The following is a 20,919-nucleotide window of genomic DNA, read 5'->3' on the forward strand; positions in this document are numbered from 1 at the left end:
GGAGCGGGCCGCCGCCAGGACAGGGCAAGGCCCGGCTGCGCGCGGCCGGGCCCGGCCATGAGGTGGGTCACTTCCCACCAGTGCTCTGAACCCTTCGGACGGCGTGCCCCGTGAGCACGAGGACAGGGCGCACACGGCCCGCGTCAGGGGGCGACCGCGCCGTCCGTCGCGTCCGTGGAGCGCAGCAGGCGCAGGAACGCCTTCACGCCCGCGATGATCTCCTGGTTGTCGGTGAGGCGGTTCACCGTGGACTCGAACTCCCTGCCCAGCGCGGCGAACCGGCGGTCGCTCTCCTCGGCGCGTTCGTGGGTGCTCAGGGCCAGCGCGTCCAGGGCGCGGCGCAGTTCGGCCAGGGCCCGGTACTGCTCCTCCGCCTTCTCCTCCAGGGCACGTGTCCCGGCCTCGGCGTGGTCCAGCCGGATGCGCAGTTCCACGACGTCGTCCCGGGGGTGGGTGACGTCCCTCAGGAGGGCGCCCAGGCGCCGCCGGAGCTGGCGGAAGTAGGCGCCGGCCGGCCGGAAGAAGGTGCTCAGCAGGAAGAAGGCGGCGAACCAGTAACCGATGAAGCCGCCGGTCGCCCAGGTCACCGCGCACACCACCGCCGCGCTCAGCACGTGACCCGCGACCGCGGCCCGCAGCATGACGCGGGCGATGCGCGCGGCCTCGGCGTCCCGGGCCGGGGAGACGTCGATGCCCTTCTCCCGGCTGACCGCGATCTCGGCGAGCACCGTCTGCGCGCGGAAGTACAGGTTCCAGGGAAGGGTGAGCAGGAGCAGCAGCCACAGCAGGCTCAGCAGGCCCGCGCCGACGGTCAGTACCGCCGCGAGCGGCACCCCCTGCGCACGGGCGAGGACCAGCGCCGCGACGACGGCCACGGCGGCTGCCGCGGCCCCGAGAAATCTCCCCATGCCCATGCCCATGCCCCTGCCCCGTCCGCCGTCCGTTCGCCGACACCAGCCATCGTCCGCGGCGCGGCGCGGGCGGTCATGAGTAGGCGTACTCAGAGACCGGACGGGTGTGCGGACAGGTGTGCGTCGGCTGATCCCCGCGGGGCCGGGCCGCCCTCGCCGCCGAGGCGCGGCTGCCGTCGCTCAGGCTCCGTGCCCGAGCTAGTATCCTAAAAGTATTAGGCAAATGCTTAATGGTTGATGGCAGGGCGGGCCGCGAGTCCCGGCCCTGCGCACCGACAGCCCATCCCGATCAGAAGGCTGGAACATGACCACCACCGGACCCGACCGGATCACCACCCCGGTCACCGCGGACCTGCTGCGCGGCCACCTCGACCTGGAACGGACGGCGCACGGCCTGCTGCCCCACCGTCTGCCCGCCCGCGCGCGCCGCCAGATCCCGGACGACCAGCTCGCCACGGCCGAGGCCCAGCCCTCCGGAGTACGTCTGGTCTTCCGCACCCGGGCCACCGTCGTCGAACTCGACACCCTGCCCACCAAGCGGGTCTACCGCGGCTTCCCCGCCCCGCCGGACGGCGTGTACGACCTGCTGGTCGACGGCGCCCTCGCCGCCCAGGCCACGGTGGCCGGCGGCAACGTCCGCACGATCACCGACATGTTCACCCAGGCCGCCGAAGTGACCGAGGGACCGGCCGGCACCGCCCGCTTCACCGGCCTGCCCGCGCGTGACAAGGAGGTCGAGATCTGGCTTCCGCACGCGGAGATCACCGAGCTGATCGCCCTGCGCACCGACGCCCCCGTCGAGCCCGTGCCGGCCGGCGGGCGCAGGGTGTGGCTGCACCACGGCAGTTCCATCAGCCACGGCTCGAACGCCGCCCATCCGACGGCGATCTGGCCCGCCCTGGCCGCGGCCCGCGGCGGAGTGGAACTGGTCAACCTGGGCTTCAGCGGCAGCGCGCTGCTCGACCCGTTCACCGCGCGGGCGATGCGGGACACGCCCGCCGACCTGATCAGCCTCAAGATCGGCATCAACGTCGTCAACGCCGACGTGATGCGCTTGCGCGCCTTCGGCCCCGCGGTCCACGGCTTCCTCGACACCGTCCGCGACGGGCATCCGGCCACGCCGCTGCTGGTGGTCTCGCCCCTGCTGTGCCCGGTGCAGGAGGACACGCCCGGCCCCCTCGCACCCGACTTCGCCGCGGGCACCCTGCGGTTCAAGGCCACGGGCGACCCCGCCGAGCGCGCCGCCGGGCGCCTGACGCTCAACGTCATCCGCGACGAACTCGCCCGGATCGTGGAAGCCAGGGCGGCCGACGACCCGCACCTGCACTACCTCGACGGCCGCGACCTCTACGGCGAGGAGGACCACGCCGAGTTCCCCCTGCCCGACGGCATCCACCCCGACCCCGCGGGGCACCGCCGCATCGGCGAGAACTTCGCGCGGCACGTGTTCGGCGCCGGCGGACCCTTCGCCGGCGGTCCCGGCGGTGCCGTCTGAGGGAAATCACCCGACAAGGTGCGAAGGGGCGGATTTGAAGCCCTGCGGGGTGGCTGGAGTACGGTGCCGTCGGCCCCCGTTCCGTGTCAGTCGTCCTGCGCGCGGCCGGGACCACGGTACGGAACGCGGATCAGTGAGAGGATCGCGAGGGTGACGGCAAGCAGCAGTGACATCGAGAAGGCGGCCGGGGTGCTGCGCGCCGGGGGCCTGGTGGCCCTCCCGACCGAGACCGTCTACGGTCTGGGCGCCAACGCCGAGGACCCCGTCGCCGTCGCACGCATCTTCCAGGCGAAGGGCCGTCCGCCCTCCCACCCGCTGATCGTCCACATCGGCGGCGCGGAGCAGCTGGACGACTGGGTCGAGGACGTCCCCGCGACGGCCCGTCTGCTCGCCGCGCACTTCTGGCCCGGACCGCTCACCCTGGTCCTGCGACGCGGTCGCCGGGTGCCCCTGGAGGCGACCGGCGGCCTGGAGACGGTGGCCGTGCGCGTTCCCGACCACCCGGTCGCGGGCGCGCTGCTGGCGGCCTTCGGCGGCGGCGTCACGGCTCCTTCCGCCAACCGCTTCGGCTCCGTCAGCCCGACGACGGCGGACGACGTCCGTACGGAACTCGGCGACGCCGTCGACTTCGTCCTGGACGGCGGTCCCTGCGAGGTCGGCGTCGAGTCGACCATCGTGGACGTCACGGGGGACACCCCGAGCGTTCTCAGGCCCGGCGGGGTGACGCGCGAGGCCCTCGAAGCGGTGCTGGGCGGGCCCGTCGCGGTCCCCTCGACGAGCCGTGTCCGGGTGCCCGGCCAGCACCCCTCCCACTACGCGCCGCGCGCCCGGGTGGTCCTCGTCGAGCCCGGGAAGGTGCTCGACGAGGTGGAGTCGGCGCGCGAGCTGGGGCACCAGGTGGGCGTCTTCCTGCCGCCCTCCCTCGCCGGCACCCCGGTGAAGGCGCACGCGACGGTGGCGGTGCCCGCCTCGCCGGCCGCCTACGCCCGAGGGCTCTACGGTTTCCTGCGCGAACTCGACCAGCGGGGATGCGACCTCATCATCGCGTCCCTGCCGGCCGAGGAGGGACTGGGCCTCGCCATCGCCAACCGGCTCCGCCGCGCCGCGGGCCCCCGCTCGGCGCAGCACGCCTGACCGGGCGCGTCAGCGTCCCGGGGAGTCCCGCGCGGGCCGGCGCAACGTGAGGACGTGGGCCGCGGTGAGGGCGACGGCGCGGTCCTCGTCGTGCGACAGCTCTGCCAGGGCGCGGGAGGACGTGGGTCCCGGGACCTCCGCGAGGGCATGGGCCAGGCCCAGCCGCGCGGACGGGGCGAGCGTGCCCCGGGCCAGGCGGTCGGCGAGGCCCGCGGCGATCCGTTCCGCCGGCGCCGGGCCGGACGCCGCCAGCGCGCTCAGCACGTCGGCCGCGTCGGCGTCGTTCGTCTCCCCGACGACCATGTCGATGAGCGCCGGCACCGCGTCGGCCACCCCGCGTGTCCCGAGCGCCAGGGCCGCACACCGGCGGACCGCGCCGCAGGGGTCGGTGAGGGCGCCCCGCAGCACGGCGGTCGCCTCGCCGCCCTCCATCTCGGCGACGGCCCGGACGGCACGTTCGCGTACCTCGGCCACGGGTGAGGCGAGGCCTTCCGCGAGCAGTGTCAGCGCCTCCCCGGCACCGCCCTCGCCCGCGCGGGCCAGAGCCCACCGCAGGGCTCCGGCGACGCTCGGGTCCGTCTCGCTCAGCGCCGCCTCGACCAGCGCTTCCACCGGCACCGGACCCCGCTCCACGCAGGACAGGGCCGCGCGCTGGCGCTGCGCGGCGTCCCACGACCCGAGGGCGCGCAGGAGGGCGACGGTCCGGAGCACGTCGTCCCAGCCGGCGGGCTCGGCGGCACCGATCCGGCTCAGCCGCGTGAGGAGTTCCGTCTCCTCCGCCAGGCGCTGCCGGCTCTGGCGGATGAGGTCGTCCACGAGCGCGGACGCCTGGAAACCGGGATCGTCCAGGGCGCGCCCGACGTCGCGCAGCGACAGCCCCAGCGAGCGCAGGCTCTCGATGTGGAAGATCCGCTCGATGTCCGCGCCGGAGTACTCCCGGTAGCCGCCCTCGGTGCGCACCGACGGCCGTACCAGGCCGAGCGAGTCGTAGTGCCGCAGCATGCGGGCGCTGACCCCGGAGCGCCGGGCCACTTCACCGATCAACACCTGTGTCACTCCTCCTGGCCGGTCACGTGTGTCACTCCTCCTGGCCGGTCGGTCCGAGGGCGACGATGCGCCTCGCCTCCCCGATCGCGAACCCGTGCGCGGCGTCCGGGTCGCGCAACAGCGCTTCCGTGCCCTCCGCATGCTCCCGCACACGAGGGTCGGTGTCCCGCGCCGCCGTGCGCAGGACCGGCACGACGACCTCTTCCCCGAGTGCGATCAGCGCCCTGCTGAGACTCAGCCGCATCTCCCGGCCGCCGCGCCCCAGCTGGGTCGCCAGGACGTCCGCCAGCCCGGGCGCCTCGTCGTCGGGCACCAGGGCGACCGCCGCCCGCCAGGCGCACCGCGCCACCTCGTCGTCGCCGTCGGTCAGCAGCGTCCGCGTGATCGCCGGCCATGCCCGCCGGTCCCCGATCTTGGACAGGGTGTGCAGCGCCTGGCTGCGTGCCCGCGCCCGTCCGGAGCGGAGTTCACCGATGAGCCGGGGGAGCGTCAGGGAAGGCGCGTGGCGGGTCAGCGCCCACGTCAGCGTTTCCCGTACGTACGGTTCGGGCTCGGCCGCGCAGCGCTCGACGAGCCTGCCGACGTAACCCGGATCCGGGGCCGTACCGGCCGCCAGCGCCGCCCGCAGCCGTACCGACGCGGCGCCGTGCTCCAAGCCCCGCAGCACCCGCGTCATGCTCGTGTCCTCTTCCGTCCCGGTCATCGCGACCACCTCCTGGGCCGCAGTCAAGACCTTGGCACTGTGTCAAGGTCAAGCCCGGGGGGGGAGAAGGGGGCGGGGCCCAGGGGGTGGAGGGAGGGGGCCGGGGCCGCGTCAGGCCCCGCGGGTTGCCACGGCCTACGGCGCCAGTTCCTCAAGGCGCCGTCCGCTCGTCTCCTCGGCGGCCACCGCCGTGAGCGATCCGGCCAGGGCCACGGCGGCGAGGGTCACGAAGACGGTGCCGAGCGCGCCGTCCGCGTACACCGCGCCGACCACGACCGGACCGAGGATGACGCCGAGCCGGTTCGCGGCGCCGCCGACGCTGGAACCAAGGGCCCGCACACGGGTGGGGAACAGCTCCGGGGTGTACAGGTACAGGCAGATGTTGGCGCCGAAGAGGAAGACGCTCGCCAGCGAGGTCCAGACCAGGACGCCGGTCGCGGAGCCGCCGGCGAAGAGGCCGAGCAGCAGCAGGGCGACGGCGGAGGCGCCCAGGCAGGCCATGACGACGGGGCGGCGGCCGGCCCGGTCCACGGTCAGGGCGACGGCGAGGCAGCCGATCAGGCCCGCGCAGGAGGTCACCGTCGAGTAGCCGAGGGCGGTGGACAGATCCAGGCCGAAACGGGTGCCGTAGATCGTGGGGAGCCAGGACGTGATGCCGTAGTTGACGAAGTAGCCGGTGAACCACAGGACGCCGACGACCAGGGTGCGGCGGCGGTAGCGGCCGCCGAGGAGTTCGCGCAGACCGCCCGCGCGCCGGTTCTCCGGCGCGCGCTCGCTCTCATCCGTGGCCACGTGCGCGCCGGTGGCTCCGGTCCCGAGGGCGCTCGCGCCCCCCTGCACGCCGGTGCCCGCGCTCGTGCCTGGACCCGCGTCCTCCACGCCGGTGCCCGCGCCCCCGCCCCCGCCCCCGCTTCCGTTCCCGTCTGCGCTGCCGACCGGTGCCGGCCGCACCGGTCCGGGAAGCGGGCAGCCGGTGATCCGTTCGACCTTCCGCTCGATGGAGGCCATGGCGGCGAGCGCCTGTTCGTGGCGGCCGCGGTCGGCGAGCCAGCGCGGGGACTCGGGCACGTACCGGGTGATGACCAGGCACAGCACGCCGGGGACCGCGGCGAGGGCGAACATCCAGCGCCAGCCCAGCAGCGGCACCAGCCAGGCGGCGAGCAGCGCGCCCGCCGTCAGGCCGGCCGGGAAGACCAGCTCGTACAGCAGGACGAATCGGCCCCGCTGGTGGGTGCGGGTGATCTCGGCGATGAAGGTGGCCGCGACCGGTACCTCGCCGCCGATGGCCAGCCCCTGGACGAACCGTGCGGCCATGAACGGCGTCGGCGAGGTGCACAGGGTCAGCGCCAGGTTGCACAGGCTGGAGACGCCGATGCAGACCGCGATGACCTTCACCCGGCCCACCCGGTCGGCCAGGCGGCCGGACAGCAGCGCACCGGCGAGCATGCCCACCGAGCCCACGGTCATCAGGGCGGTGGTCTGCCCGGTGCCGAGGTGCCAGGCGGCGCGCAGCTGGGGCAGGGCGTAGGCGATGAGGAGCTGGTCGAAGGCCTCGAAGAACGTCACCGCGCCGATGACGAGGCGGACGGTGACGTGCCAGCGGCACAGGGGCAGGCGTTCGAAACGGGCGCCGATGGCCGCGGCGAGCGCGGCGGTGTCCGGTCGGCGGCCCGCGGCGGCGCGGGGGGCGTCGATCGTCATGCAGGTCCTCCGGCTCCCGCGCGCCGGACCGGGGGAAGAGCGGCGTGCGCACGGGAGGGTTCGGGCCGGGCGAGGCGGGGCCGGGCGGCGCCGCGTACGCGGGGCGGTACGGGACGGGAGGGGACGGCGGAGGTGACGGGGTGGCCGGGGTGCCGGCGGAACACGCCACCGACCCGACAGGACTGCCCGGTTGGACAAGGGCTGAATCTCTTAGTGCTTAGGTTCTACCGTCTGCGTGTCAGGGGGCGTCAAGGGGTCGTCGCCAAGCGGGGGAAAAACTTGTCGAGCGCGCCCTCTTGCGGGCGAGATATTTAAGCCCTTAGATTTCAATCACTTGGGCATCGCAGCCACGGGCCGGTTCACCGGCCGGCTGCCGAGTTCACCGCACCGCCCCGCACCACCCCCGGCGCCCGCTCTGTCCTCACTCCGTACGAGCACCTGTCACCCGTGACATCACGCAACTTCCCGTACGTCCCCGTACGTTCCCGTACCACTCCTGTCCGGAGGTTTCGCCATGCCGCGCATCCCAGCCGACGAGATCCTCATCGCGGGCCGCTTCCGGCGCGGCGCGGGCGGCCCGGTCCAGACCGTGAACCCGGCCGACGGCACCCTGCTCGCCACCGTCCACGCCGCCTCGCCCGACGACGTCGACGAGGCGGCCCGCGCCGCCGCCGACGCCATGACCGAGCCCGCCTGGCGCGACCTGCTGCCCCATCGACGCGCCCGTCTCCTGCACCGGATCGGCGGCCTGATCGAGGAACACGCCGCCGAACTGTCGGCCCTGCAGACCGCCGACACCGGCAAGACCCTCACCGAGACCCGGGCGCTCGCGCTCAGCGCCGCGGGCACCTTCCGCTACACCGCCGCCGCGCTGGAGACCGCCGAGGACTGCCTCACCCCCGCCCGCGGCCCCTACGTCACCATGAGCGTGCACGAGCCGATCGGCGTGGTCGGCGCGATCAACCCGTGGAACTCCCCGATCGCCTCCGACGCGCAGAAGGCCGCCCCCGCGCTCGCCGGCGGCAACGCGGTCCTGCTCAAACCCGCCGAATGGACACCCCTGGTCTCCCTCGCCTTCGGCCGCCTGGTCCACCAGGCCCTCACCGAGGCACGCCTGCCGACCGCCCTGCTGTCCGTCCTGCCGGGCAAGGGCGGCGTCGTCGGGGACGCCATCGTCACCCATCCTCTCGTGCGGCGGATCGGATTCACGGGCGGCACCGCCACCGGCCGGACCATCGCGCGCGCCGCCGCGGACAAACTCGTCCCGGCCTCGCTCGAACTCGGCGGCAAGTCACCGACGATCGTCCGGGAGGACGCCGACGTCGAACAGGCCCTCGCCGGCGTCATGTTCGGCGTCTTCTCCTCCAGCGGCCAGTCCTGCATCGCCGGTTCCCGGCTCTTCGTGCACCGCTCGATGTACGACTCCTTCGTCGGCGAACTCGTCGAGCGGGTCCGCAGACTGCGGGTCGGTCCGGGCACCGACCCCGCCACCCAGGTCGCCCCCCTCGTCCACCACCGCCACCGCGACGCGGTCGCCGCCCACGTGGACCTGGCCCGCGCGGAGGGCGGACGCGTCCTGTGCGGCGGCACGGTTCCGGACGGCCCGCGGTACGCCGACGGCGCCTACTACCTGCCGACCGTCATCGACCGCCTGCCCAACTCGGCCCGCGCCTGCCAGGAGGAGATCTTCGGCCCGGTCCTGCTCGCCCTCCCCTACGCGGACGAGGACGACCTGGTCGAGCAGGCCAACGACAGCGTGTACGGACTGGCCTGCGGCATCTGGACCCGCGACGCCCGCGCGGCCTGGCGGCTGGCCCGGCGCATCGAGGCGGGCACCGTCTGGATCAACACCTACAAGCAGTTCTCCGTCTCCACCCCGTTCGGCGGGACGAAGGACAGCGGCCTCGGCACGGAGAAGGGCCGCGACCTCATCCGCGCCTACCAGCGGCAGAAGTCCCTGTACTGGGGCACCGACGCCACCCCCCTGCCCTGGGCCAACTGACGCACACCCCGGAGATCCCCACCATGACACACCCTCCTCGTCCGCCGATCGCCCGGCTGCGCGCGCTGCGCTCGGTCGAACTGCTCACCCCCGACTTCACCGCGGCCACCGACTTCTACGAAGAGGCGTGGGGACTGGAGGTCGTCGAGGCCGGGCACAGCGCGAGCTGGCTGCGCGGCACCGGCCCGGAGCACCACGCCCTCCAGCTCACCCGTGCCGACCGGACCGGCCTCGGCCGACTCGCCTTCGCGGTCGCCGCCCCCGCCGAGATCGACGAGGCGGCGCGCAGGCTGGAGGCACGCGGCATCACCCCGGTCACCGGTCCCGGACCGCTCGACCAGGTGGGCGGCGGTTACGGGCTGCGGTTCCACGACCTCGACGGCCGGCTGATCGAACTGACCGCCGACACCTGGGCGGTGGCCCCGCGCGGACGCGACACCGCCGTGCCCGTGGGCGTCACCCACGCCGTGCTCAACACCCCCGACATCGACGCCTCGGTCGCCTTCTACCAGGACGTCCTCGGCATGCGCGTCTCGGACTGGTCCGAGCACCAGATGGCGTTCCTGCGCTGCAACGCCGACCACCACTGCGTCGCCTTCAACCAGGCCCCGTGGGTGTCGCTCAACCACGTCGCCTACGAGATGGGCTCGGTCGACCACTTCATGCGCGGCCTCGGCCGTCTCCGCCACCACGGCATCACCCCCGAGTGGGGGCCGGGACGCCACGGACCCGGCAACAACACCTTCTCCTACTTCACCGACCCGGCCGGCCTGGTCTGCGAATACACCTCGGAGGTCGCCCAGGTCGTCGAGGACGCCTGGATCTGCAGGGTGTGGCGCCGCACCCCCGAACTGTCCGACCTGTGGGGCACCGCCGGGCCGCCCTCCCGGCTGATCCGCGCCCACATGGCGGGCACCCCCGACGGCAGCCCCGTCGCACCGCCCCTCGACGCCGAAGGAGTCCCCGCATGAGCACCCCGCTCCCGCGCCGCGTCGGCCTCATCGGCTGGGGCGCCATCGGCCGCGTCGTCGGCGGCGCGCTCGCCGCGGGCCGCGTCCCCGGCGCCGAGCTGGTGTGCGTGACCGACAACCGGCCCCTCGGCGACTCCGCGCCCGTCCCCCAGTACACCGTCGAACAGGCCCTGGACCACTGCGACCTGGTCGTCGAGGCCGCCGGGCAGGGCGTCGTGCGCGAGTGGGGCGAGGCCGTCCTCGCCTCCGGCACGGACCTGCTCGTCGCCTCCACCGGAGCACTCAGCGACGACGACCTCGCCAAGCGGCTGCTGCACACCGGGCCCGGCCGCGTGTACTTCACCGGCGGCGCGGTCGGCGGGCTCGACCTGCTTCAGGCCGTACGCGCCATGGGACCCCTCGACGAGGTCCGCCTCACCACCACGAAACTGCCCGCCACTCTGGAACAGCCTTGGATGGACGCAGAGTTGCTGACCCGCATGCGGTCGGCCACCGGCCCGGTGGAGGTCATGGCGGGCACCGCGCGGGACGTCCCGGTGAAGTTCCCCAAGTCGGCCAACGTCGCGGCGTCCGTCGCGCTCGCCGCCGGCGACCCGGACGCCGTCCGTGTCAGCGTCGTCGCCGACCCGGCCGCCCGGCACACCTCCCACGTGATCGAGGCGATCGGCGCGCACGGTACCTACCGCTTCGAGGTGCGGCACCTGCCCGACTCCGCCAACCCGGCCACCAGCCAGGTCGTCCCGTACGCCGTACTGCGCTCGCTCGCCGCGCTCGCCGGACGCACGGGACAGATCCTGTGACCGCCCACGACATCACCGGCCTGCACCTGGAAGAGGCCGGCGACAGCGGGCCGCTGCTGCTGTGCCTGCACGGCATCGGCTCCTCCTCGGCGGCCTTCGCCGCCCAGCTCGCAGCCCTGAGCGGCACGTACCGGGTCGTCGCCTGGGACGCCCCCGGATACGCCGGATCGGCCGATCCCGAAGGCCCCTTGACCATGGACGACTACGCGGACACCGCCGCCGGGGTGATCCGCGCACGCGGCGGCCGTGCCCACGTCCTCGGTGTCTCCTGGGGCGGGGTGATCGCCCTGCGGCTCGCCGTGCGCCACCCCGGCCTCGTCGAGTCCCTCATGGTCTGCGACTCCACCCCCGGCTCGGGCACCGACCCCGAGAAGGCGGCCGGCATGCGGGCCCGCGCCGCCGAACTCGCCCGGCTCGGCCCCCACGCGTTCGCCGCCGCCCGCGCCCCGCGCCTGGTCTCCGCCGACGCACCCGCGGACCTCGTCGAACGCGTCACCGCCACCATGGCCGCCTCGGTCCGCCTGCCCGGCTACGGGTACGCCGCCGAGGCCATGGCCGCCACCGACCTGCGCGGCGAACTGCACCGCGTCACCGCGCCCGCCCTCGTCCTGTGCGGCGACAAGGACCGTGTCACCGGTCCCGACAGCTCACAGATCCTGGCCGGCGGTCTGCACAGGACCGCGTACGTGATCGTCAAGGACGCCGGTCACCTGGCCAACCAGGAGCAGCCCGAGCGTGTCAACGCCTGGCTCGCCTCCCATCTGCACATCGCCACCGACCACCGCACACCCCACGAGAAGGGCTGACCACCATGCCTGTCACCACCACCGAGTACGACAACGGCGGCGACCTCGCCCGGTACACCGACTCCCTGATCGCCACCAAGGACTCCCGCGAGCCCGACTGGAAGACCCTGTCCTTCCAGGAGAAGGCCGGCCCGCAGTACCGGCGCGCGCAGATCCGTTACGTCGGCTCCGGCGCCACCGGCAACCACGAGAGCGACAACCGGATCATCCCCTCCGGCGGCTTCACCTTCTCCAACATGCTGCTGCCGCCCGGCGCCGAGGGCCCCGCCCACACCCACCACGACGTCGAGGAGGCCTTCTTCGTCCTGGAGGGCCGGGTCCGCGTCGGCATCCACCGCGGCCCCGGCGAGGCCGAGTACCGCACCCTCGGCTACCGCGACATGATCGTGGTGCCGGCCGGCGTCACCCGCTCGCTCAAGAACGAGGGCGACACCGACGCGCTGTTCTGCGTGATCATCGGCACGCGGAAGCCGCAGGTGCCGACGTACCCGGAGTACTCGCCGCTGCACGGCGTCACCCGTGACTGAGCCCTCCGGGCCGTCGCGACCGTCCGGGGCAGCCGGACCGTCCGGCCGGCGGACCGTCGTCGTGACGGGGGCGGGCCGCGGCCTGGGAGAGGCCATGGCCCGCCGGGCGGCGGCGGACGGCTACCGGGTCGTCGTCGCCGAGCTGAACCCGGCGTGGGGGGAGCGGACCGCCGAGGCGATCCGCGCGGCGGGCGGCGAGGCGGAGTCCGTCCCGCTGGACGTCGCCGACCCCGCCTCGGTGGCCGCGCTCGCCGGCCGGCTGGCCGCCGCCGGCCCCGCCTCGGGCCCCCTCTACGGCCTGGTCAACAACGCGGCCCTCGCCAACGGGGTGGGCGGCAAGGAGTTCCAGGACATCGACGTCGAGGTCTGGGACCGGCTCATGGCCGTCAACGCGCGCGGGCCCTGGCTCGTCGCCAAGCACCTGCTGCCGCTGATGACCCGCCCCGGCCGCATCGTCAACATCGCCTCCGACGCCGCCCTGTACGGCTCACCGCGCCTGGCCCACTACATCGCCTCCAAGGGCGCGGTCCTCTCCCTCACCCGGGGCATGGCCCGCGAGCTGGGGGAGCAGGGCATCACCGTCAACGCGCTCGCCCCCGGCCTCACCGAGGCCGAGGCCACCGCGACCGTACCGGCCGAACGCCACGCCCTCTACGCCGTGAACCGGGCGATCTCCCGGCCGCAGCAGCCCGAGGACCTGCTCGGCCTGGTCTCCTTCCTGCTCGGCGAGGAGTCCCGCTACGTCACCGGCCAGGTGATCGCCGTCAACGGCGGCTTCACCATGCACTGAACCGCCCACCCGCCCACCCCCTGCAAGGAGCACGTCATGGATCTCGGCCTCGCCGACCGCACGGTAGTGGTCACCGGAGGCAGTTCCGGCGTCGGCCTGGCCACGGTCCGCACCCTGCTCGACGAGGGCGCCCGCGTCGCCACCTGCGGACGCGACCCCGAACGCCTCGCCAAGGCCGCCGCTCGGCTCGGCGCGGGCCCGGAGCGGCTGTTCACCGGCGCCTGCGACGTCCGCGACGCCGACGCCGTACGCCGCTTCACCGACGCCGCCGCCGCCCACTTCGGCGGCGGACTCGACGGCCTGGTCAACAACGCCGGCCAGTCCCGCATGAAACGCCTGGACGAGACGACGGCCGAGGACTGGCGCGACGAACTGGAGCTGAAGTTCGCGGGCGTCCTCAACCCCCTCGCCGCCGCCCGCGCTCACCTGCGCGCCTCGGACGCCGCGTCGGTCGTCAACGTCAACGCGGTGCTCGCGAAGCAGCCCGAGACCCGCCTGATCACGACCAGCGCCGCCCGCGCCGGCATCCTCAACCTCTCCGCCTCCCTCGCCCGGGAACTCGCCGCCGACGGCATCCGCGTCAACTCTGTCTGCCTCGGCCTGATCGACACCGGCCAGTGGACCCGCCGGCACGCCGCCGCCGGCAGCGGCCTGACCTACGACCGGTGGCAGGCCGAACTGGCCGCCGACCGCGGCGTCGCGCTCGGGCGGCTCGGCCGCGCCGAGGAGGCCGCGTACGCCGTCGTCGCGCTGCTCGCCCCGCGCGCCTCCTACATCACCGGAACCAGCATCGACGTCTGCGGCGGAGTCGGCCGCGGCATCCTGTGAGGAGCCACCCCATGCACCCCAGGCAGTACGGCGACGGAGGGGACCTCCTCGTCGCCCACCTGAAGTCCCTCGGCGTCGACACCGTCTTCGGCATCGTCTCCGTGCACAACCTGCCGCTCGTCGAAGCGGTCGACCGCGAGCTGCGGTTCGTGCCGGTGCGCCACGAGGCCACCGCCGTGAGCGCCGCCGACGGCTACGGCCGCGCCCGCGGCTCCCTCGGCTGCGCCCTGACCTCCACCGGCACCGGCGCGGGCAACGCGGCCGGCTCCCTGATCGAGGCACTGGCCTCCGGCACGGCCGTCCTGCACGTCACCGGGCAGGTCGAGTCCGCACACCTGGGCAGCGGACGCGGCTTCATCCACGAGACCAAAGACCAGCTCGGCATGCTCGACGCCGTGTCGGCGTACGCGGCCACCGTCACCTCCCCCCACGAGGCCGGCCGGCTGCTGCGCGAGGCGACGGCCGCCGCACTCACCGCGCCCGGCGGCCCCGCCAGTATCGAGTGGCCCATCGACCTGCAGTACGCCGCCCAGAGCGACGACGGCGAACCGGCCCCGGCCGCCACCGTGCCGCAACCGGACCCCGCCGCGCTCGCCGCCGCCCGCGAACTCCTCGCCCGCGCCCGGCGCCCCCTGATCTGGGCGGGCGGCGGCGCGAACACCGCCCGCGACGCACTGCGCACCCTGCTGGAAGCCACCGGCGCAGGCCTGATCACCTCCAACTCCGGCCGCGGCAGCGTCCCCGAGGACCACCCGCAGGTCATCGGCAACTTCGCCACCGCACCGGCCGTCCGCGCCCTGCTCGCCGACGCCGATGTGCTCCTCACCGTCGGCACCCATTTCCGCTCCAACGAGACTGCCGACTACACGCTGAAGCTGCCCGGCGCGCACCTCCAGATCGACGTCGACGAGGCCGCGCTCGGCCGGGTGTACCCGGTCCGGCACGCCCTGCACGGCGACGCGGCCGGCGTCCTGCCCGCCCTGACCGGGGCCGCGGCACGCGCCGGCACCGACTGGACGGCCCGGGTCGCCGCCGTCCGCGAGGACGTGCGCGCCGCTCTCCACGACGGCATCGGCCCCCAGGCCGCCGTCTGCGACGCGCTCGCCGCCGCCCTGCCGCGCGGCGCGGTCGTCGCCCGTGACGTCACCATCGCGTCCTCGTCCTGGGGCAACCGGCTCCTGCCGTTCCACGACCCGCGCGCCAACCTCTTCCCGCGCGGCGGCGGCATCGGCCAGGGCCTCGGCATGGGCATCGGCGCCGCGCTCGCCCGGCCGGACGAGCCGGCCGTCGTCCTCGCCGGCGACGGCGGCCTCGCCGTGCACCTCGGCGAACTCCTCACCGTCGCCCAGGAACGCCCCCGCCTGACCCTGATCGTCTTCAACGACGGCGGCTACGGGGTGCTGCGCAACATGCAGGACAAGTACGGCGAACGCCGCTCCGGCGTCGACCTGTTCACCCCCGACTTCGCGCGGCTCGCCGCCGCCTGCGCCCTGCCCTACGCCCGTATAGCGGCCGAGGCGGACGCCGCACCGGTCCTGCGGGCCGCCCTCGCCTCCGAGGGACCGGTCCTCGTCGAGGTCGACCTCGACGCGCTCGGCCCGATGAAGAACCCGTTCACCCCGCCCGTCACCGTCCCCACCGCGTAGGCCTGTCGTCCGTACCGGGCCGGACCCCCGTGAACCGCTGTGATCCGAACGAGAGGCCCCCAGGGAGGCCACCGCCATGACCGCCGACCGCGAGCACGAACTCGACCTTCTCGTCCGCCGCATGACCTGGGAGGCGGACGGCGTCCTCTCCGTCGACCTGGTGCACCCCGACGGCAAGCCGCTGCCCGCCTGGACCCCGGGCGCCCACCTCGACCTGCACGTCGGCGGGCACGTCCGCCAGTACAGCCTGTGCGGCGACCCGGACGACCCGGCCGCCTACCGCCTCGGCATCCTCGACGAGCCGTCCTCGCGCGGCGGTTCACGGCACGTGCACAGCAAGCTGCGGCCGGGCCAGAGCGTCCGCGTGGCAGGCCCGCGCAACCACTTCGCTCTGGAACCCGCCGCGTTCTACGTCTTCCTCGCCGGCGGCATCGGCATCACCCCGATCCTGGCGATGGCCCGCCGGGCCGAGCGGGACGGGGTGCCCTACCGGCTCGTCCACGGCGGCCGGTCCCGCGCCACCATGGCCTTCGGCGCCGAACTGACCGCGCTCACCGGCGGCGAGGTGACCCTCGTACCGCAGGACGAGCAGGGCCACATCGACCTGGCCGCAGCCCTGGAGGACCTGCCGGAGGACACCCTGGTGTACTGCTGCGGCCCCGAACCCCTGCTCAAGGCCGCCGAACAGGCCTGCCCCGCCGGCCGGCTGCGCCTCGAACGGTTCGCCGCGCCCGCTGCCGTCGCACGCGACGGCGACGACACCGCCTTCGAGGTCGAGTGCCGCGCCTCGGGCGTGACCCTGACCGTCGACGCCACCACCTCCGTCCTCGAAGCCGCCGAGAACGCGGGCCTGCCCGTCACCTCCTCCTGCCGCGACGGCATCTGCGGCTCCTGCGAGACCCGCGTCCTCGCCGGCACCCCCGACCACCGCGACCACCTGCTCAGCGAGGCCGAGCACGCGGCCGGCGAGACGATGATGATCTGCGTCTCCCGCTGCGCCTCCGGCCGCCTCGTCCTGGACCTGTGACCCCGTACGGAGAGCGAGACACCCACATGACCACCGGCCTCACCACCTGGCCCTGCCTCGACCCGCACCAGAGCCGCGGCCGCACACCCACCCCGTACGAGCTGAAACTCGCCCGCACCCTGGAGGAGATCTTCACGAACGACGGTCACGAACTGGCCGACGTCGTGGCGGGGCTGAACTCCCGCCAGGTCCACACCCCCGGCGGCGAGCCGTGGACCGAGGACACCTTCCGCGCCGAGATGCACCGCCTGGGAGCCTGACATGACCCTCTCCACCCGCGACAGCGCGGCCCACATCTACGCCCACGGCCTGCGCAACCAGTGGCACCCCGTGGTCCCCTCCCGCTTCGTCGAGCCGGGCGGCCTGCGCAAGGTCACCGCGCTCGGCGAGAACTGGCTGCTGTTCCGCCGGGCCGACGGCACGCTGTCGATGCTCGCCGACCGCTGCCCGCACCGCGGCGCCCCGCTCTCCCTCGGCAAGCACCTCGGCGACCGGATCGCCTGCTGGTACCACGGCGTCGAGATCGACGGCTCCGGCACCGTCACCTCCGTGCCCGGCCTGCCCGGCTGCAACCTGGAGGGCAAGACGCTCGTCACCTCGCTGCCCGTCCGCGAGGCCGGCGGCGCGATCCTGGCCTGGTTCGGCGACGAGGAGCACCCCGAACCGGCCGCCCTGACCCTGCCCGGACCCCTCACCGACCCCCGCATCTCCGCCATCCTCTGCTACGCCGAGTGGAACGTGCCCTGGCGCTACGCCATGGAGAACCTCCTCGACCCGATGCACGGCGCCTTCCTGCACCACGAGTCGCACACCATGTACGACGGTGACACCACGGCCAGGTTCCGCATCCGCGAGACCGAGCGCGGCTACTTCTTCGAGAAGACCGACCAGCGCGGCGTCAACTTCGACTGGGTCGAGCTGTGCCGCACCGGCGTCGACTGGGTCGACCTGTCCATCCCGTACCCGCCGTCGGCCGGCCCCGGCGGTCCCTTCGGCATCGTCGGGATGGCCTGCCCCGTGGACGCCGGGCGCACCGGCGTCTTCTTCTGGCGCTACCGGAAGGTCTCCGGCTGGCAGCGCGACACCTGGCACTTCCTCTACAGGACCCTCATCGAGGAACGCCACTGGGAGGTGCTGGAACAGGACCGGGTCATGCTGGAGGCCATGCCCGCCGACGCCGATCAGCGGGAGAACCTCTACCAGCACGACCTCGGCGTGGTCCGCCTGCGGCGCCTCTACCAGGCTCAGGCGAAGGAGCAGTCGAGGGAGCAGTCCGAGGAGCCGTCCGAGGCGGGCACGGGCGCGCCGGGGGCGTGACGGCGACGGCGCCTGGTTTCCCGTCGCTGTTTCGCGTCTCCCCGGTACGCGTCCGGCGCGCCCGCCCTCGGGCGTGCCGGACGCCGCCCGCCGGGGCCCACTTTTGTTCGCAGCTCTCAGCCGGCCTCCGCCTCTTCCCCCGCCGGCTCCTCTTCCTCGTCGTCGGACCCGACGATCGAGTGCTCCAATTTGGAGAGCAGCCGGGCAAGTTGGCGCCGCTCGGCGGGCGACATCCCGCCGAGCATGCGCCGTTCGTTCTCCAGGTGGGCGGCGAACACCTCGTCGACCTTCCGCAGCCCCGTTTCGGTCAGGCGTGAGTAGACGACGCGGCGGTCGTCGGCGTCGCGTTCCCGGACCAGCAGTCCGTCCTTCTCCAGCCGGTCCAGGCGCAGCGTGACGCCTGCGGAGGAGATCAGGCCGGACGCCGCCAGTTGCCCGGCGGTGAGCCGGTACGGCGCTCCGGAGCGGCGCAGCGCCGTCAGCACGTCGAAGCCGGCGACGGACAGACCGTGCCGCTCGATCTGCGCGGTGAGCCGCGAGTGGTACTGGAGATACGCACGGTGCAGCCGTGCCAGCACCTCCAGTGGCGCGGTGTCCAGACCGGGCCGTTCGCGTGCCCAGTCCTCGACGATCCCCGCCACGGCGTCCGGTCGCCGCACCGCCTTGCGCTGCGTCATGTCATCCCCTCGCGGCCAGTCCCGTCGCGAGACGCGGGCTCCGTACCCGCGCACCCGCTGAAATCTTAGCCCTAAGAGAAGAGGGGTGGCGGTGCGGCAGCGCCCCGGGAGACCGGCCACCGCGCAGGCCGCATGGCGGGACCGCTTCATCCGTGCGGCACACCCCATGGCACGCGGCCTCATCCCTTCGGCGTCCCGGCGCAGACCGATGGGGGACTGTGCGCGCGCTCCGGCTCCCGCACGGTGGACGCATGGATGAGACCACGGCAGGCGGGGCGGGCCGCGCGGGCGAGGCAGGTAAGGCGCGCAAGGCGATCAGCAGGGGACGGTTCCTCGCCGGAGCGGCGGCCACGGGACTCGCGGCGGCGGTGCTCCCTGCCGGCGGTGCCCGGGCGAGCGAGGCGCAGCACGGACAGCGTGACGGCCGGGAACGGGGACGGAAGGACGGGCAGAAGTACGGACAGGAGGACGCAGAGGCGAACGGACCGGAGGGCGGGCAGGCGCGCGGGCCGCGGCAGCGGCACGGGCGGCGCAGGGGCCTGACCCGGCACGGTGTCGTCTACACCGTCGGGGCGGGGGAGACTCCGGGCACGGCATGGGACCCGGCCCGCATGCGCGCGGACATCCGCGCCGTCCGGCGCGACCTGCACGCCGACACCGTAGGCCTTCCACGCCTTGGCGCACCGCTACGCCAGGGCATGAGGAACCGTGCGGTGGCCCCGGTCCCGTCCTCGCCGACGGGACCGGGGACCGGCCCTCGCCCACCCGGCAGGCAGCCGTCGCCGCGCCGCCGCGGGCCGGGCCCGGGCTCAGTGGCCGCCCGAGCCCTCGGGGCGGGCATGGCGGGGCAGCAGGAACGCGAGCAGGAAGGTCAGGACGAGCATGCCGTCCACGATCCACAGCACCGTCTGCATGACGGCGCCGAAACCGCTGCGGAAGGCCGACGACGCCGTGTCCTGGAGTGCCGCCGGTATCCGGGCGGCGTCCTGGGGCGACGTCACGGCCGACCGGGTGTCCTTCTCCAGGCGGGCGCAGGAGGCGGGGGTCGCCTCCGGGTCCTTGGCCACGGCCCGGTCCGAGGAGCAGGTGCGCAGGTCCGCCACGATCCGCTCCCGAGCGGCGGGCGCGACGTGCGCGGCGGTCAACTGCCCCCGCAGGCCGTCGGAGTGGTGGTCGACGGCGGTGGCCATCCCGCCGCCCAGCAGGCCGAAGAAGACGGTGCCGAGCAGTGCCACGCCGAAGGCGCCGCCGAGCTGCTGGACCGCGGTCATCGTGCCGGACGCCGAGCCCGTCTCGTGCTGGTCGACGCTGGCGAGCACGATGTCGAAGAAGGGCGCCATCAGCAGGCCCATCCCGATGCCGGTGACGAGCAGCGCGGGCAGGAGCTGCCAGGGGCCGACGCCGCTGCCCGCCATGTCGAGGGTCAGCCACACGCCGAACACACCGGCCGCCATGACCAGCGTGCCCGCCTGGAGTACGGCCCGTCCGAACCGGGCCACGCCCTGGGCGACGCCGAAGCCGACGATCATGCCGCCCGACCAGGGCACCATCACGAGCCCCGCCTTGAGGGGCGAGTAGCCGAGACCGATCTGGGTGTAGAGGTTGAAGACCAGCATGAAGCCCTGCATGGTCGAGAAGAAGACCAGCCCGAGGGCCATGCCGCCGCTGAACCCGCGCTTGCGGAAGAGGCTGGGGATGACCAGCGGGTCCCGCCCGGCCCTGCTGCGCCGCGACTCGTACACCCCGAAGGCGACGAAGACGACCACCGAGGCGCCCATCATCAGGAACGTCCACACGGGCCAGTCGTACTCACGGCCCTGGACCAGCGGGAAGATGACGAGCAGCGCCGCCAGGGAGACCAGCACCATGCCGGGGATGTCCAGGCGCGGCTTGTCGTGCGAGATGGTCCTCGGCAGGTAGCGCACGGCGCCGAGGAGGGCGGCGGCTCCCAGCGGCAGGTTGATCAGGAAGATCATCCGCCAGCCGGTGCCGAAGTAGTCGGCGTCCACGAGCCAGCCCGCCAGGACCGGCCCGCAGACCGCCGAGAGCCCCATGACCGGGCCGAACATGCCGAAGGCCTTCTGGGACTCCTTCGGCGGGAACATCTCCTTGATCATGCCGAGGCCCTGCGGCAGCATCACCGCGCCGAACACTCCCTGCACGACGCGTGCGGCGATCAGCATCTGCGGCGACATGGAGACGGCGCACAGCAGCGATCCCGCGGTGAAGCCGGCGGCGCCCACCAGGAACATCCGGCGGCGCCCGTGGATGTCTCCGAGCCGTCCCCCGGTGACGAGTCCGACGGCCATCGCCAGGGTGTAGGCGGCGGCGAGCCACTGCAGGGTGGAGGCGCCGCCGCCGACGTCGGCCCGGATGGAGGGGCCGGCGATGTTGGTGACGACGGCGTCGAGGAGATCCATCACCTCGGCGGCGAGGATCACGAAGAGCGCGGCCCAGCGCCAGCGGTAGGGCGGCGCCGGTGACTCGGTGTGCGTCTCGGGGGACGCCACGCCCGTGGTGGACATCGGTAGTACTCC

General features: G+C 74.0%; 19 protein-coding genes and 1 pseudogene. 14 read left to right on the forward strand and 6 right to left on the reverse strand.

The genetic code is table 11. The annotated features are described in order from the left end of the window. Window positions 1–143 precede the first annotated feature (143 nt). On the reverse strand, window positions 144–908 hold the full coding sequence (locus tag IG64_RS13505; RefSeq protein ID WP_037855602.1) for a hypothetical protein: 765 nt from the start codon (window positions 906–908) through the stop codon (window positions 144–146). A gap of 307 nt (window positions 909–1,215) precedes the next feature. Here IG64_RS13505 and IG64_RS13510 point away from each other — a divergent pair, with 307 nt between their 5' ends. Then, window positions 1,216–2,406, forward strand: coding sequence for a GDSL-type esterase/lipase family protein (locus IG64_RS13510; RefSeq protein WP_037855370.1), 1,191 nt, complete (start codon window positions 1,216–1,218; stop codon window positions 2,404–2,406). Window positions 2,407–2,556: 150 nt separating this feature from the next. Then, the gene (locus tag IG64_RS13515) at window positions 2,557–3,540 is read left to right on the forward strand and encodes an L-threonylcarbamoyladenylate synthase (protein WP_037855371.1); all 984 of its coding nucleotides are present in this window, start codon (window positions 2,557–2,559) and stop codon (window positions 3,538–3,540) included. A gap of 9 nt (window positions 3,541–3,549) precedes the next feature. Here the strand turns inward: IG64_RS13515 and IG64_RS13520 are convergent, their stop codons facing one another. The 3 genes from IG64_RS13520 to IG64_RS13530 all read right to left on the reverse strand — a co-directional run bounded on the left by IG64_RS13520 (window position 3,550) and on the right by IG64_RS13530 (window position 6,991). Beyond that, window positions 3,550–4,587 carry a MerR family transcriptional regulator gene (locus IG64_RS13520; RefSeq protein WP_037855372.1) on the reverse strand — a complete coding sequence of 346 codons (1,038 nt, stop codon included), beginning with the start codon at window positions 4,585–4,587 and terminating at the stop codon, window positions 3,550–3,552. 31 nt (window positions 4,588–4,618) lie between these two features. Beyond that, window positions 4,619–5,290, reverse strand: coding sequence for a HEAT repeat domain-containing protein (locus IG64_RS13525; protein ID WP_037855373.1), 672 nt, complete (start codon window positions 5,288–5,290; stop codon window positions 4,619–4,621). Between the two features lie 135 nt (window positions 5,291–5,425). Beyond that, the gene (locus IG64_RS13530) at window positions 5,426–6,991 is read right to left on the reverse strand and encodes an MFS transporter (RefSeq protein WP_037855377.1); all 1,566 of its coding nucleotides are present in this window, start codon (window positions 6,989–6,991) and stop codon (window positions 5,426–5,428) included. Between the two features lie 514 nt (window positions 6,992–7,505). Between IG64_RS13530 and IG64_RS13535 the strand changes: the two genes are divergently transcribed. The 11 genes from IG64_RS13535 (at window position 7,506) to IG64_RS13585 (ending at window position 17,705) form a co-directional block, all read left to right on the forward strand. Next, window positions 7,506–8,993, forward strand: coding sequence for an aldehyde dehydrogenase family protein (locus IG64_RS13535; RefSeq protein ID WP_037855380.1), 1,488 nt, complete (start codon window positions 7,506–7,508; stop codon window positions 8,991–8,993). Window positions 8,994–9,016: 23 nt separating this feature from the next. Further along, on the forward strand, window positions 9,017–9,964 hold the full coding sequence (locus tag IG64_RS13540) for a VOC family protein (protein WP_037855381.1): 948 nt from the start codon (window positions 9,017–9,019) through the stop codon (window positions 9,962–9,964). Continuing rightward, the gene (locus tag IG64_RS13545) at window positions 9,961–10,764 is read left to right on the forward strand and encodes an aspartate dehydrogenase domain-containing protein (protein WP_037855383.1); all 804 of its coding nucleotides are present in this window, start codon (window positions 9,961–9,963) and stop codon (window positions 10,762–10,764) included. Before IG64_RS13540 ends, IG64_RS13545 begins: the two co-directional genes overlap by 4 nt. Then, the gene (locus IG64_RS13550; protein ID WP_037855385.1) at window positions 10,761–11,570 is read left to right on the forward strand and encodes an alpha/beta fold hydrolase; all 810 of its coding nucleotides are present in this window, start codon (window positions 10,761–10,763) and stop codon (window positions 11,568–11,570) included. The genes IG64_RS13545 and IG64_RS13550 overlap by 4 nt, the downstream gene beginning before the upstream one ends. Before the next feature lie 5 nt (window positions 11,571–11,575). Continuing rightward, window positions 11,576–12,097 (forward strand): cupin domain-containing protein, encoded by a 522-nt coding sequence (locus IG64_RS13555; RefSeq protein ID WP_037855386.1) that lies wholly within the window; start codon window positions 11,576–11,578, stop codon window positions 12,095–12,097. A gap of 61 nt (window positions 12,098–12,158) precedes the next feature. Further along, the gene (locus IG64_RS13560) at window positions 12,159–12,887 is read left to right on the forward strand and encodes an SDR family oxidoreductase (protein ID WP_037855387.1); all 729 of its coding nucleotides are present in this window, start codon (window positions 12,159–12,161) and stop codon (window positions 12,885–12,887) included. 36 nt (window positions 12,888–12,923) lie between these two features. Continuing rightward, window positions 12,924–13,715 carry an SDR family oxidoreductase gene (locus tag IG64_RS13565; protein WP_037855390.1) on the forward strand — a complete coding sequence of 264 codons (792 nt, stop codon included), beginning with the start codon at window positions 12,924–12,926 and terminating at the stop codon, window positions 13,713–13,715. Between the two features lie 11 nt (window positions 13,716–13,726). Then, complete coding sequence (locus IG64_RS13570) at window positions 13,727–15,361, forward strand: thiamine pyrophosphate-binding protein (RefSeq protein ID WP_037855393.1); 1,635 nt, start codon at window positions 13,727–13,729, stop codon at window positions 15,359–15,361. A gap of 76 nt (window positions 15,362–15,437) precedes the next feature. After that, window positions 15,438–16,388, forward strand: a complete 951-nt coding sequence (locus IG64_RS13575) for a PDR/VanB family oxidoreductase (protein ID WP_037855396.1) — start codon at window positions 15,438–15,440, stop codon at window positions 16,386–16,388. Between the two features lie 26 nt (window positions 16,389–16,414). Then, complete coding sequence (locus IG64_RS13580; protein ID WP_037855406.1) at window positions 16,415–16,648, forward strand: recombinase-like helix-turn-helix domain-containing protein; 234 nt, start codon at window positions 16,415–16,417, stop codon at window positions 16,646–16,648. A gap of 1 nt (window position 16,649) precedes the next feature. Next, window positions 16,650–17,705: an aromatic ring-hydroxylating oxygenase subunit alpha gene (locus IG64_RS13585; RefSeq protein WP_037855408.1), complete on the forward strand. Its 1,056-nt coding sequence runs from the start codon at window positions 16,650–16,652 to the stop codon at window positions 17,703–17,705. 116 nt (window positions 17,706–17,821) lie between these two features. On the opposite strand, the gene IG64_RS13590 is transcribed toward IG64_RS13585, so the two are convergent. Then, complete coding sequence (locus IG64_RS13590) at window positions 17,822–18,382, reverse strand: MarR family winged helix-turn-helix transcriptional regulator (RefSeq protein ID WP_037855410.1); 561 nt, start codon at window positions 18,380–18,382, stop codon at window positions 17,822–17,824. Window positions 18,383–18,633: 251 nt separating this feature from the next. Between IG64_RS13590 and IG64_RS43245 the strand changes: the two are divergent. Then, a pseudogene (locus IG64_RS43245) lies at window positions 18,634–19,065 on the forward strand (hypothetical protein); the annotation flags it as partial. Window positions 19,066–19,191: 126 nt separating this feature from the next. On the opposite strand, the gene IG64_RS13595 reads toward IG64_RS43245, so the two are convergent. Continuing rightward, window positions 19,192–20,907: an MFS transporter gene (locus IG64_RS13595; RefSeq protein WP_037855412.1), complete on the reverse strand. Its 1,716-nt coding sequence runs from the start codon at window positions 20,905–20,907 to the stop codon at window positions 19,192–19,194. Window positions 20,908–20,919: the final 12 nt, after the last annotated feature.

The sequence above is a fragment of the Streptomyces sp. NRRL S-340 genome, assembly GCF_000720185.1.
In the GTDB taxonomy this organism is placed as follows: domain Bacteria; phylum Actinomycetota; class Actinomycetes; order Streptomycetales; family Streptomycetaceae; genus Streptomyces.